The sequence below is a fragment of the Rhodococcus sp. SJ-3 genome (genome assembly GCF_051918125.1).
In the GTDB taxonomy this organism is placed as follows: domain Bacteria; phylum Actinomycetota; class Actinomycetes; order Mycobacteriales; family Mycobacteriaceae; genus Rhodococcus.
This window is the reverse complement of record NZ_CM123306.1, coordinates 1,192,061-1,204,756: the sequence shown is the minus strand read 5'-3', so window position 1 is coordinate 1,204,756 and position 12,696 is coordinate 1,192,061. Positions and strand designations below refer to the sequence as shown.

Here is a 12,696-nt window from a genome sequence, read left to right as displayed (position 1 = left end):
CTCGATGATGTCCCGAAAGGCGAGTCGTGACGAACCCCGACAATCGGCCTCCCCCGAAGCGCACGGTACCAGCCGACCCTGAGGAAACCGCAGACCGTGCATCGGCCCCGGAACCGGCACTGCATGTCGCGGTGGTGGGTGCCAGCGGTTTCCTCGGTGGGGCAGTGCTCGACGTGCTGCTGGCCCGGGGTGTCACGTGCACCGCGATTGCGCGCCGCCCACCGGCGCCCACAGGACCATCGATGACGGGGGTGGCCGCAGATCTGGGTGATCCGGCAGCACTCACCGCCGCGCTTGCCGGAGTCGACGTGATCGTGCACGCCGCGTCCTACACCGGCTCCGACGAGGCCCAGTACGAGCAGATCAACGTTCTCGGCACCCGGAACCTGCTGGCTGCAGCTGCGGCGCAAGGCATCGATCGAATCTTCTACCTCAGCACGATCGGCGTCTACGGTCCGGGGCCGCACCGGAACGTCGGTGAGGGGGAACTCGAGCCCAACCCGGTCACGGCGCTGAGTGCCAGCCGTCTTGCCGCCGAGAATCTTGTGCGCGACCACGGCGGGCTCGTGTTGCGTCCCGGGTTCGTCCACGGACCGGGGGACCGGTGGTTCCTGCCCGGGCTTGCTCGTATCGTGTCGACTCTCGGGGTCTGGATCGACAACGGTGTCGCCGGGCAGTCGGTGATCTCGCGCCGCGACGTGGGTCGGCTCACCACCGCTCTTGCGGTTCGCCCGCTTCCCGACGCGATGCGCGGGGGCATGCTCCACGTCGCCGATCGGACTCCCACGAGCGTGCATGATCTCGTCCACGTCGCTGCCGCCCAAGGGTTGCTCACTCCCCCGACCGCTTCCGTGAGCTACGAACAGGCGCTGCACGTGGGGCTGGAGCGCGGATTGTCAGCGCGTCACATCGACCTGATCGGACACGATCACCACTACGCCAGCACTCGAATCTGGGCACATACCGAGCTGGCCACCGATCCCTGATCGATGGATCATTTCAGGTGCGGTTCACCCATGTTCTCACTGGCAGAGACCGTTTCCGGGTGGTTTCGTCCGACGGGATGCATGTGTCGCCGGAAATGCGGTAGACTTCACCCACCGAGCAATACCGGTCGATTGGTATTGTTTGCCGGGGAGGGCATCGATACGAGTAATTGCGAAAGCACTTCGACGTATCGACGGGTGGTAGATCGGCGGCTGTGACGGGACGAAAGACGGTGAGGTCTGCACCGGGGGGTCCTCATCGTTCTGACCCGAGGGGTTCCGTCGGCGTATGGCGCCGACGGAACCCTGGTCGTCCGCGCACTCGGGGGGAGGTGTGCGCGAACTGTGCCCCCGTTCGGGGAGGGGCGGGGGCATAGAACAGACTATGTGAGTTTGCGGTTGCGTGCATTGCCGCGCTTACCCGGCCCCGTCATCTTGGTGAGAATCCAGGCCTTCTGGGAGGCGATCCCTGTGGTTCTCCAGCGGTGCAGATCACGGTGAGTAGTTGCGGTGTCCGGGCGCGGCTCCGCAATGGCACTCGTGCGTCGGAGCGGGACTTCGAGTGTCCGGATTGTTGTGCCGATAGTCCTACGTTGCACCCGGGTCTCCTACAAGATCATGAGGACCCATGTCCCTTGACCGTCAGGAACTTTCATGCGATCGATAGTCCGCGCCACCTTGATCACCATGGCAATTGTCCCGCTGTCCGTAGCGGCACCGGCACTGGCCGCAGCGGCCGACGCCGACGACGTCACCTATGCCTTCGGGGTCTACGGAGCCAACGTGACCAACACGATCACCAACAACACCGGTGGCGTGTTGATCTGCACGACCTCGCTAGCTTCTGCGCCGGGAGGAATTCTGCCACCCATCTGGGAAGTGACGGGACCGGGCCAGACTCTCTATGCGTCGAGCGAAGTGCAGCCGGGCACCACCACGCAGACGGTGACGGACATTCCCGACGGCTCGTACGTTGCCTTGGCGACGTGTGGCAACGCCGACAACACCGCGATGTGGGCATCGGATTATCCCGGAATCGGGGAGATTCTCGATCTGTTCCCGATGGACACCTTCGCGGTGCAGCAGGCGTCGATGGTCGTCACTGTGCCTGCCCCGACTCCAGGTCTGCCGGCTCCGGATGCCGGGCTCGCACCTTTCGGGAGTAGCTGACCGAAGCACTCCGAGCAATGATGTGGCCTGCGCCGTAAGGCGCAGGCCACATCATTGCAGGCGTGATCAGCGACGGGAAGGATGAGCCGTCTCCTGGAACGGAGGCCATTCCGACGCGCGGCTATTCATCGCAGGCAATCCCATCCTTGTCCCTGTCGAGATGGGTTCCATAGCCCGGTTCGCCTCTGAGGATGGGAGCAGCGCCGGCTGCTCTTGCCTCTTTGCAGTTCTCGTATGACACGGACGGCGACTGGGGAGCGGGTGGAGGCGTGTACTGAGTTGCCGGAGGTGGAACCGTGTTTTCCGGCGTCGAAGGCGCGGTGTCCACGGGAGGCTGCGGCCGATTCCGAGGTGTCCAAGGCGCACCACACAACTCGTCGCCTTCGGTACCCATCGATTCTCGCCACGCGGCATCACTGCACGAGTACTCGAGCGACGAAGTAGTAGTTGGGGCCGGAGCGGCTTGCGTCGTACGGGCGTATGGGGTGGTTGTTTGTGTCTGAGTGGAAGGCGAAATGCTCGGGGCGCGACTCGATGTGGTGGGCGGGGGCGTAGTCGTGGTTGTTGTAGAGTCCGCCGAACTGGTTGTGGTTGACACACCTGGGTTGGAGGCCGACGCCCCGCCATCGCCGAGAGTTGCCCCGAGCGCGACGAACCCGACGAGACCGGCTCCTAGCATCCACGGCCACTTTCGACGCTTCTTTCCTCCTGTCGGGGATGGGGTACTGGTCGGTTCAACGGGAGCGAATGCGCGGGTAGGAACATCGCTGTCCTTCGGCCGTGTCTGGTTCGTCCACTGCTGCCCGTCCCAGTAACGATCGAGGGACGGATCGTAGGGGTCGGGATGCCACGCGGCGGGAGGATTCATGCTTGATTTATTTCTGAAGAGAAACTTCCGCAAGCACGTCGTATGGGCGGAGTGGTTTGTTACAACGCTTCGAACAAGCATCAGCGACATGCTCGAGAGGAGTGAATCCTGCTCCGGAATTGCGGGGGCAGGCAGATTGAGCAGCGCAGCGGGGCACTCAACCAGTGCCGGAAACAGTCACCGCCGACGCCGGGAGTTCGGTGCAGCGGTGAGTGGCAGGCGACGGCCCGAGACTCAGAATCCGGGTATCGAGGGCAGCTCGGGCAAGGGAAGCGCCGGCGGCGGAGGGAGCGTCGGCAGCTGGATCTCGGGCAGGCCGGGAATGAGCGGCGCGGGTTCGGGTGCGTCCGGTGTGGCGGGCGGCGCGGCACTCTCTGTCTCGGCGGTGGGCGCCTGAGCCGGTACCGGGGTCTGCGGCTGGTAGGTGATGGGCTCCTCGGCCTGTGCCGGCGCTACAGGCGGTACGGCGCTTGCCGACGGGGCTGCTTCAGGGGTCGGGATCATCTCCGAGGTCGGCGCGGGTTGTGGCGGTGCTGTTTGCCGCGCGGCCGGTGGCTGTGTGCTCTGCTGAGTGACTGCGGGTTGTACGTCGTCCTCCGAGCCTTGCAGCACGACGGTGCCGAGGCCGATCGCAGCTGCGAGAGCGACGACACCGCCGGTAAGCGCTAAGGCGCGACGTTTCGGCGCAGGCGGTGGCGTCTCATGGGTGACGACAGCGGCGACGTTGCCGGGTTCGTTGCTCGGTGCGGGCAGTGCGGGCAGTGCGGGCAGTGCGGTCGGCAGCACCTCCGTCTGCGACAGTGTGTGGTCGGCGAACTCGACCGCTGCGGGGCGCGCCAGCAGCGCCGCGCCCTCTGCCGCTACCAACTCGGGTTGTTCGGGCACGATCACCGGCAGGTCCAGCCACGACTCCATCACCGAGGCGATCAGCGGGATATTCGCACCACCGCCGATCAGCACTGCAGCATCCGGGGTGCATCCCGAGCGCTGGATGACCTCGCGGGTGAGGCGGGCCGACGTCTTCACGGCGCCGTCGATGAGCGAATCGAAGCTGTCCTGAGAGAGCAGTAACAGGCCGCCCTCGCCCGTCAAGCACACTGCGCCCTTGGTGGACAGTTGCTCCTTCGCGTCACGACACCGTGCGGTGAGGGCGAGCTGGGCTGCCGTATCGGCAGGCCGCGTGAAGCGTTGCTGGTGGAGCTGGTCGTCGAGGACGAGCTGGTCGACGAGGTCGCCGCTGATCTGGTCCGAACGTGTGGTGCTCAGTACCCTTCCGGTGCTTCGGTCGACGACGGTGACGGTGAGGCCGGAGCTGCCGAGGTCGTAGAACACCAGCGTCTCGTTCTCACCGAGCTCCCCGGACATCTCCAGCATCTGGAGCGCGGCCGTCACCTCGGGGACCAGCTGGAAGTGGCCGATCTCCAGCCGGGTCATCGCGGCCTGGACGGCACCGGCCTGCGCGTCGTTCTGGTACGCGACTCCGATGGCCTCTACCTGCTCGATCTCCCTGGTTTCGGCAAGCATCCACTCGATGGAATCGCCTGCCAGTTCCCCGGGGCGTTCGAGAGTCGCGGTGATGGGGCGTGATCGGAAGATCGAACCGTCGGGCGTCTCGGCATCACAGCTTGCGAAGCGCACAGCGCTGGCCCCCATCGAGACACCGAGAACTGAAGTCATGAAGCCGACTATAACGGTCTGATTACGGGAGCGCGCACGAAGCGGAACGGGACGGCAGGGGCTCGGCGGCGGCGGCGATTCGGGAATGTCGGTGTGCCAGCATCGAACTCGGACAAAAAGGTCATTACGGACTATGCGGTCCATGTGGACGTTGCAGTGAGGCACCGTGGTTCAGTGCGCCGCACCCAACTCGACGAGTAGCACGCCGGCGATGATCAAGCCGATTCCGACACCCATGATGGGACTGAGCTTGTCCTGGAACAGAATTCGTCCCGCCAGCGTGGTCAGCGCGATGCCGATGGCGGTCCAGATACCATACGCGATACCCAGCGCGAGTCCTTCGGCGAGTGCCGCGGAGAGCAGGGTGAAGGCCGCCACGTAGCCGACGCCGACAGCGCCGTACCAGCGTGGATTTCCTAGGGCGGCAACGCGCAGGCAGAGGGTGGCGCAGACCTCGGTGAGGATCGCGCCGATCAAGAAGATCCACGCCGTCACTGGGATTCCTTCGCCGGGTCGTTCGCCGTGTGCGAACCGAGTTCGACGACCAGCACCCCTATGGCAATGAGCGCCAGCCCGCACGCCATGGCGCTGCTCATCGGTTCGTCGTAGAGGTGGGCGGACAACACTGACGTCGCAGCTACACCGGTTGCACCCCAGATTCCGTAGGCGACCCCGAGCGCCATCCCGCGGCGCAGGACGAGCGACAGGAAGCCGAATGCGCCGATGTAGCCGATTACGACGACGGCGTAGAACGGGGGCCGATCCAGGGCTGCCTTCAGTGAGAGCGTAGCGGCAACTTCACCGATGATGGCGCACAGTAACAACATCCACGTTCGCATGCTCGATCTTTCACAAAGGTTGTAGGCAGGGCCGATGCTTCCCGATTCTCGGTGAGGGGGCGGTTATGTGCGAATTGCCCGGCGACATCGCACACAACCGCCCCTTCGGCAACTACGAGAAAAACCTGAAAGCGACTGATGTCAAGATCATTTCATGAGAAGCAGGGATTCTCTTGGGGTCAGGATCTGACAGTGCGCCTGCCGATCCGTTCGTGTTGGTGATGTGATTCGGGATACGATAAGGTCCGTTATGCTGCTTGGGGGCCGGGGTTGCAGCTCGCTTCGGTACTGGTGTGGCGCGCTGCTGTCCGGATGCGATAAGTCGGGGCGCGCCGTACGCGAGGATTCGAATGTCGCACGAGTTACACCACTTCAGCATGGGAATCTGGGTTTTCTTCCAGGTCTATGCCACTTCTGCTGTGGGTTCCTATGTCGGGTTGTCCTGTGTTCGGCAGGCAGCGAAGGACCCCACCCGTTCGGGTAAGGCGCGATGGCTGGCGATGGCAGCATTGTCGATCGGCGGGATCGGAGTCTGGCTGACGCACTTCATCGGCATGATGGGTTTTGCCGTACCCGGTACGGTCATCCGCTATGACCTAGGACTGACGGCGTTTTCGGTCGTACTCGCCGTCGGGGCGACGTTCTTCGGTCTCTGGCTCATGTACTTGCCGTTCACTTCGAAGTGGCGAATGCTGCGTATCGCACCGCTGGCGGTCGGTGGACTGGTCATGGGCCTGGCAGTGAGCGCGATGCACTACAGTGGGATGGCTGCTATCCGGATCCAAGGCGTACTCGGACACAATTCGGGCTTCGTCGTTGCATCCGTGATCATCGGAATCGTCGCGTCCATCGCAGCGCTGTGGCTCTCGGCACACGCTGAACGGATAGTCGTACGTATATCGGCAGCGCTGATCATGGCCTGCGCGGTGGTGGCGTTGCACTACACCGGCATGGCCGGGGTACATGCCACCGTCGATCCGGCGGCTGCGAAACCTGAGGGCTTGAGCGTGTTGTCGCTGCTGTTCCCCGGTTTCGTGCTCGGCATGATCGCGCTGGCTCTGCCGATCACGCTGCTGCTGGTGACTTCCAGCCGCGAGGAGCGTGCGCGCGAGGATGCAATCGCGCATTGGAATCGTCCGGCCGACGCGGTGGGCCGCTGACCTTCGAGTGTGTGACGGATGGGGCACTGCAGCGACCGAGCGGCGTGCCCCGTCCGCACCCTCGGCCGTCCGTTGTGCAACAGAAATGTGCCGCCGATGCTCGTCACTCCGCGAGATAACGCAGCATCACCACGGTCTCGAAATGTCTCGTTTCTTCCAGTCGGAGCGGGAGGCGCTTGTCCAGCTCTGGAAACATCGGCGTGCCGCCACCGAGCACCATGGGTGAGACGAACAGCTGATACTCGTCGATGAGTCCGTGCGGAATCAATGAAGCTGCGAGGTTCGCGCCGCCGACTTCCATGACGCCGTCGCCTTCGGACTTGAGCCTGCGGACCTCGTCGACTGCGTTCTCGCTGACAAGAGTGCTGTTCCAGTGGACCTCGGTGAGTGTCCGCGAGAAGACCACCTTGGGTGTCCGGGTCCAGAGTTCGCCGAACTCCCGCTCGATGGGCGATGCGTCGTCGGGGACGTATGGCCAGTACTCCGCCATCAGCTCGTACATCCGACGGCCGTGCAGCGAAATCTCCAGGCTGCGAAACCTGTCGTTGTGGAACTGGTGCAGCTCCTCGTCGGGTTCGGTCCAGTCGATGTTGCCGTCGCGGTCGTTGATGTAGCCGTCCAGGGAGACGCCGAAGTCGTAGATCAGTTTCCTCATGGCGGGATAGACCTCCCATGTGTTCGAAATTCATCGGTGCCTGGCCTGCCACTCGAACATGCCAGGTGTAACACCGAAATGAAGGGGAATACCTCCTTCATGAAATCGAATCGACGAGATGCCGACCCCGCGTCGAGACTGGGCGGCCATCTGCTTGCATTGGCCGGCGACCGTGACCGCGCCGCTCTCTCCGACACGGTGTCCTCGTTGGTCCGCGGAGACAGTCTCACCGAACGAGACAGCTACGGCGCAGTCCTCGAATGGACGGTCACAGCCATAGCCGGCGTGATCGCCGACAAGATGGGCCCGATCGCCTCAGGGGCAGTTGCCGACAAGGTGTTGATGCTGCGAACCCCTGAGGGAGAGCACTTGACTATCGCGGAGCTCCCGTCCCCGGCATGTCACGTGTGGGGAGCGATCGCCGACTACCTCGGCGGAGACGCCTTACGCGGCCACCGGCGACTTCGGCCCGTTGTGTATGTATCCGATCCGGAGAAACGAGTTCACGCGCTGACCGAGGCGGTGGACTTGCTCGACTATCTCCTTGATATGCCTGCGCGGGACGAACCGGACGCGCTCACCGAATAGGTTCTGCGGCCTTGCTGAAAGAGCCCGCGCCGAGTGAAATGCGCGCGGCTGCGGAACCCTCTGAACGACACCTGGCAAATCCCTCCCGAGCCTTTTCCGCTCGCGTGTCGGTGGGTGACGCTATCGTCCCGGTACAACTGCGACGAGGGGATTCGAGCGTGTGTGGACGGTATGCAAGCACCAGCACCCGCGATGATCTGGTCTCGGTCTACGACGCGGTCGAGACGGTCGGGGAAGAATTACCGCCCTCCTACAACATCGCCCCGACGCAGCATGTGAACGTCGTGCTCGAACGCGCGCCGCGCGGCGAGCCGGATACCGAACCGAAGAGAATGGTCTCGTCGGAGGTCAAATGGGGTTTGGTGCCCTCGTGGGCAAAAGACCCGAAGATCGGATCACGGATGATCAATGCGCGTTCGGAGACGATCACGAGCAAGCCCGCCTTCAAGGCGGCCGCGGCCCGGCGTCGTTGCGTGTTGCCTGCCGACGGCTACTTCGAGTGGATGAAGGACGAGAACGGAAAGAAGATCCCGTTCTTCCTGCACGCCGACGGACCGGTTTCGATGGCCGGCCTCTACGAGCTGTGGCCGAACCCGGATCTACCCGAAGACGATCCGGAGCGCTGGTTGTGGACGTGCACGGTACTGACCAGGGCGGCCACCGATGCGGCAGGCCAGGTCCACGATCGCTCGCCGGTGCTCCTGCCGGACACATTCGTCGGTCCGTGGCTCGATCCGGCACTCACCGATCGAGACGACGTCGATGCGTTACTGAACTCGATTCCCGAACCACATCTCGATCTGTACGAGGTGAGCTCCGCTGTCAACTCTCCTCGCAACAACACACCGGAGTTGCTGCATCCCGTGCACCGTTGAGCGATGCTTGCCCCCGATGATGAGGCGCTATGCGAGATTCACGCCGTAAGGGTCGGTGACGAGAATATCCGGTCGCCGCGATAGTCCGACCGCGTGAGCTGATCAGCCGACGGTGTTCTTGCGGGGACGTCCGCGACGCGCCGGTTTGGCCGGGGGAGTCGTGGGTTCGGCTTCCGCCTCGGTTTCGGATTCTTCGGAGGGGTCGTCGCGCCAGCTGATCTCGATCTCGATCTCTGTTTCGTTGCCGTCGACCTCGATTTCGAGTTCCCACCGCACCCGGTCGGAGACGACGATCTCGATCGAGTCGTCCCCCGACTCGAGTGCGACCTCGCGGCCGCGCGCGAGCGCGTGTCCGAGTGCTATGAGCTTTTCCGACACTTCCTCTCGCGAGAGGTCGGATTTCCTCTTGAATTCCAGTTTCGGCACGACAACTCCTGACCTCGGCGCAGTGTGTATCAACGGTAGCCCTCGAAGTGCGGCTTTCCGGGCCGAACCGAAATATGGGCAGCGACGACCTTTCAGGTTCTCCAGCTCCGGCGCTCATGCCCGTGAAGCGCTCGTTGATTGAGGGCCGGACGCACTGAAGTTGTTCTGTTCCAAGGTATTCCGGATCGTGCTCGCGGTACGGATCTTCAGTGGGTCGGCGGGGCGAGCGAGGGTGGTAGCGGATGTCGCGTGCTTGTGATCCGAGGTGCGGCACCGCCTGCCGGTGAAGTTGGACGTTTGTCCGAATCGTGCATGTCCGCGACCCTTTTCGACGAAGTCGGCCGTACGTGGCACCGCGACGGCGTCGGCCTGGCTGCCCCGCGGAGCGAGCTTTGGAAGAGATTTACCTTCCATTGGTAACGATCTTGGCTTTCGATGGGATGTACCAGTTGGCGATTCCGAACCACAGGAATCGTGGTAAGAGCGACCGTGAAGCCTGGAGATGGCGCGATCACCTGTGCACATATGCGAGGGGCATGTGTGTGCAAGCCGCTGCAGTCTCCGGGCTTCACGGTGTGCCGAGAAAAACGCCCCCACCCTCGTGCTGGTGCGACAGTGGGGGCGTTCGTCGGGCGGCCCGAAGTCGGGGGATCCGGGCCGCGCTGCGGCCCGCTGTCGGGGAGGATTCGGGCCGCACGAGCGACCCGATGTCGGGGGGAAATCGGGTCGCTGTTGAAGGCTATCGCTGTCCCGGCTGCGGGGTCGGCCGATTCGGGGTGAAGGAACGGGTGAAATCGGATCCCCTGCTGTGACGATGGACTCACTATACGACACAGATTGGATCAGGTGTGTCACTGCACGCATTCATGATCACGGGGAATGGTCGGACTCGGGCGGCGGTGTGCTCGTGTCGGTCTCGAGTAGTCGTAGCTTGCGTGCGGTAGCCAATGCTTCTGCCTTCGAATGCGCGCCGAGTTTCCGGTAGAGGCTGCGCATCTGTGATTTGACAGTATTGGCCGACACGAACTGTTCGTCGGCGATCTGCTGCTGCGACAAGCCGCGCGCCATACAGGACAGCACCGAGTGCTCTCGGGCAGTCAATTGGACGTGGTGAACTGTCTCGGGGAACACCGACCTGTCGATATCGAGGGTGGGCGCGATGCCGGTGGCGTCGGCCAACGCACGCCGCAAGCGCAGCGAGACGGTGGTGAACGGGCGGTAGCAGTCCGACTGTTCCGCCAGCGCACACGCGGTGCGCCAGCAATTAGCCGCGACTTCCACGTCTCCCAGCTTGTGATGGGCTGCTGCTCGGATGAGAAGGCCTTCGATGTGTTCACGCGGCGCGCCGGCTTCCGACGACAGCGAGCGCGTCACGATCTCGAGTGTCTCGTCGGGACACCCGGTGTAGAGGGCAACGCGAGCGGAAGCAAGTACCAGAAGCGGGTGATTCAGGACCGCATCGGCGACGGTGGTGGCAGCGAGGTTGCCCTGTCCGAGTGCCAAGTGCAGATCGACCCGCGCCGCGGTGATCAGTACGGTAGCGAACGAGCTCGGTGAACACTGGACGCGTCGCTCGGCGGCGAGGCGTTGCAGCTGCATCAGTCCGGCGTACGCGCTGTCGTGCAACAACGCGCACTGGGCCTGCACGTAAGCGATGTATGCCCAGAGTTCCTCGCGGTGGCTCGGTTCGCCGAGCGTCTCGAGCGCCGTGGTGGCTGTGGCCAAGTCGAGCCGATCCAACGAGGTCAACGCGGTAGCGAGCGAACCACCCATCCGCACCATCGGAGCCAGCGCTTCCCCACCGTCGCCGAAGTCGACTTCACGGGCGAGCCATGCGTGGGCGCGGGGAGCATGCCCGGTCATCGCCCATAGCAATGCCAGGTTGCCTGCGGAATTACGAGCAGCGAAGTCGATGCCCTCCGCCACGGCGCCGCGGTAGGCGATCATGAATTCGGAGATGGCATCGAAGTCGGCGCCTGCCAGCTGGAAGGTGAGTGCCCACTGCAGACGCAGAACGGGAAGTTGCGCATGGACGAGCTCTGGTTGCCGGTCGAGTGCGGCGGTGGCCAGCGTCACGATTCTCCGTGTCAAACTCACCGCGTCGCGGTAACGCCCTGCGACACGTAGCCCGATGGACTGCACCGTGGCGACATGAATGCTCGCGGTCACTGTCGGCGAATCAGCGAGGTCGAACAATTCGGTATCGCTGTCCGGGAGCGAGGGCCCGAGTATCGGGGCATGCGCCAATAGTCCGACGAACACCGACTTGCCGGCTTTCACGCTCGGCCGATCCTGCAGGTACTGCTCGGGCACGCTATCGAGGAGTTCGCGCAACTGGTTCATATTTCCGATGACCATCGTCACCCAGTGCTGTTCGCAGATATCCAATGCCAACGGCCAATCGCCGGCATCTGCGGCGTAGCGGGCCGCGGTTGCCGGATCCTTGTTGCTCAGCGCGCGCCTGGCCAGAAGCGTCAATACAGATTCGAGATGTTCCGGATCGGCCTTTCGGGCCAGCTCGAGCAGGGCATGTCGCACCAACCCCGGAAAGCGCCAGTATTGCTGCAGTTCAGAAGATGATTCAGCCGGAACGAGCAGTCCGGCACGGTACGTGTCGGTGAGGATTTCGCTCACCGATAGCGCGGGAAGCAGCTCCTGTGCGAGAGGCACACTCAAGGTGTGCGCCGGAGCCAGCGTCCGGGCAAGTTCACGCTCGAGGTCGGCGCCGAGGGTCCCCAGCATGTCGTCGAGGTCTGTCGCGACCGTGCCGACCAGTTCGGCAGCAGGACGTCCGTGCGCATCCACTATCGGTCCGGAACACCGGCCCGCCATGTCGACGGCCTTGCCCACCCATCGGGGAATGCCGTCGCATACTGCATGGATCCTTCGTCCCATGATCTTCGGTTGTGTCAGGTGGACCGTCCGGCACAGATCCACCACCTCGGCCTCGGTGAACAGCATCTCCTCCGCCGACACCTGGGTGTCGACGATCTCGCCGAGCACTTCGGACCACGGGGACCGGGGCGCCACCGTCACCAGGACGGTCGGACGCGGCGAGACGCGAGCCAAGCGGGAGAGGCATTCGGCGAATGCCGATACCGGACCTGAAAGCGTGTCGGGGCGCTCGAGCACGAGCACGCACTCCGCGCCGAGGGCGCCGAACAGTTCGACGAAGGTGTCTGCCGCATCCGAGCTTCGGGGGCCGGAGTGGCGAGGAAAGGAGCGCGGTGCAATTCCGGCGGTATGAACCGCGTCGAGCGCCGCACTCCAGTATCGATCGTGATCATAGGGTGTTGCCGGAGGCGGGACCCAGGTCGTCGGTGGCGTTCCACTGTGGCCATGTTGCAGCCAGGTCGTCAGCAACGTGCGCACACCGAAGCCGGCGGGGGCGCACACCATCGTCAGCGCCGAAGGGCGGGACAATATTTCGAAGAGCCGAGGGCGAACCACGG

The 12,696-nt window shown here is 63.9% G+C and carries 12 protein-coding genes; 5 read left to right on the top strand and 7 right to left on the bottom strand.

The genetic code is table 11. The features are described from left to right. The first annotated feature begins 26 nt into the window (after positions 1 to 26). On the top strand, positions 27 to 986 hold the full coding sequence (locus ACTDXD_RS05270) for an NAD-dependent epimerase/dehydratase family protein (RefSeq protein ID WP_440126118.1): 960 nt from the start codon (positions 27 to 29) through the stop codon (positions 984 to 986). A gap of 654 nt (positions 987 to 1,640) precedes the next feature. Then, complete coding sequence (locus tag ACTDXD_RS05265; protein WP_440126117.1) at positions 1,641 to 2,156, top strand: hypothetical protein; 516 nt, start codon at positions 1,641 to 1,643, stop codon at positions 2,154 to 2,156. Between the two features lie 121 nt (positions 2,157 to 2,277). On the opposite strand, the gene ACTDXD_RS05260 is transcribed toward ACTDXD_RS05265, so the two are convergent. The 4 genes from ACTDXD_RS05260 to ACTDXD_RS05245 form a co-directional block, all read right to left on the bottom strand. Continuing rightward, on the bottom strand, positions 2,278 to 3,024 hold the full coding sequence (locus ACTDXD_RS05260) for an excalibur calcium-binding domain-containing protein (RefSeq protein WP_440127545.1): 747 nt from the start codon (positions 3,022 to 3,024) through the stop codon (positions 2,278 to 2,280). Between the two features lie 234 nt (positions 3,025 to 3,258). After that, positions 3,259 to 4,701, bottom strand: coding sequence for an Hsp70 family protein (locus ACTDXD_RS05255; protein ID WP_440126116.1), 1,443 nt, complete (start codon positions 4,699 to 4,701; stop codon positions 3,259 to 3,261). Between the two features lie 171 nt (positions 4,702 to 4,872). Further along, entirely contained in the window at positions 4,873 to 5,196 is a 324-nt protein-coding gene (locus tag ACTDXD_RS05250; RefSeq protein WP_440126115.1) for a DMT family transporter, read from the bottom strand. Continuing rightward, positions 5,193 to 5,540 carry a DMT family transporter gene (locus tag ACTDXD_RS05245; protein ID WP_440126114.1) on the bottom strand — a complete coding sequence of 116 codons (348 nt, stop codon included), beginning with the start codon at positions 5,538 to 5,540 and terminating at the stop codon, positions 5,193 to 5,195. Before ACTDXD_RS05245 ends, ACTDXD_RS05250 begins: the two co-directional genes overlap by 4 nt. Positions 5,541 to 5,917: 377 nt before the next feature. Here ACTDXD_RS05245 and ACTDXD_RS05240 point away from each other — a divergent pair, with 377 nt between their 5' ends. After that, a complete protein-coding gene (locus ACTDXD_RS05240) occupies positions 5,918 to 6,700 on the top strand; it encodes an MHYT domain-containing protein (protein WP_440126113.1) in 783 nt (260 codons plus the stop codon). 103 nt (positions 6,701 to 6,803) lie between these two features. On the opposite strand, the gene ACTDXD_RS05235 is transcribed toward ACTDXD_RS05240, so the two are convergent. Next, positions 6,804 to 7,355: a dihydrofolate reductase family protein gene (locus ACTDXD_RS05235; RefSeq protein ID WP_440126112.1), complete on the bottom strand. Its 552-nt coding sequence runs from the start codon at positions 7,353 to 7,355 to the stop codon at positions 6,804 to 6,806. Positions 7,356 to 7,454: 99 nt separating this feature from the next. Between ACTDXD_RS05235 and ACTDXD_RS05230 the strand changes: the two genes are divergently transcribed. After that, a complete protein-coding gene (locus tag ACTDXD_RS05230; protein ID WP_440126111.1) occupies positions 7,455 to 7,943 on the top strand; it encodes a hypothetical protein in 489 nt (162 codons plus the stop codon). Between the two features lie 158 nt (positions 7,944 to 8,101). Beyond that, positions 8,102 to 8,818 (top strand): SOS response-associated peptidase, encoded by a 717-nt coding sequence (locus ACTDXD_RS05225; RefSeq protein WP_440126110.1) that lies wholly within the window; start codon positions 8,102 to 8,104, stop codon positions 8,816 to 8,818. A 102-nt stretch (positions 8,819 to 8,920) separates the two neighbouring features. On the opposite strand, the gene ACTDXD_RS05220 is transcribed toward ACTDXD_RS05225, so the two are convergent. Continuing rightward, positions 8,921 to 9,244, bottom strand: coding sequence for an amphi-Trp domain-containing protein (locus ACTDXD_RS05220; RefSeq protein WP_440126109.1), 324 nt, complete (start codon positions 9,242 to 9,244; stop codon positions 8,921 to 8,923). A gap of 870 nt (positions 9,245 to 10,114) precedes the next feature. Continuing rightward, the gene (locus ACTDXD_RS05215) at positions 10,115 to 12,694 is read right to left on the bottom strand and encodes a LuxR C-terminal-related transcriptional regulator (RefSeq protein WP_440126108.1); all 2,580 of its coding nucleotides are present in this window, start codon (positions 12,692 to 12,694) and stop codon (positions 10,115 to 10,117) included. Positions 12,695 to 12,696 lie beyond the last annotated feature (2 nt).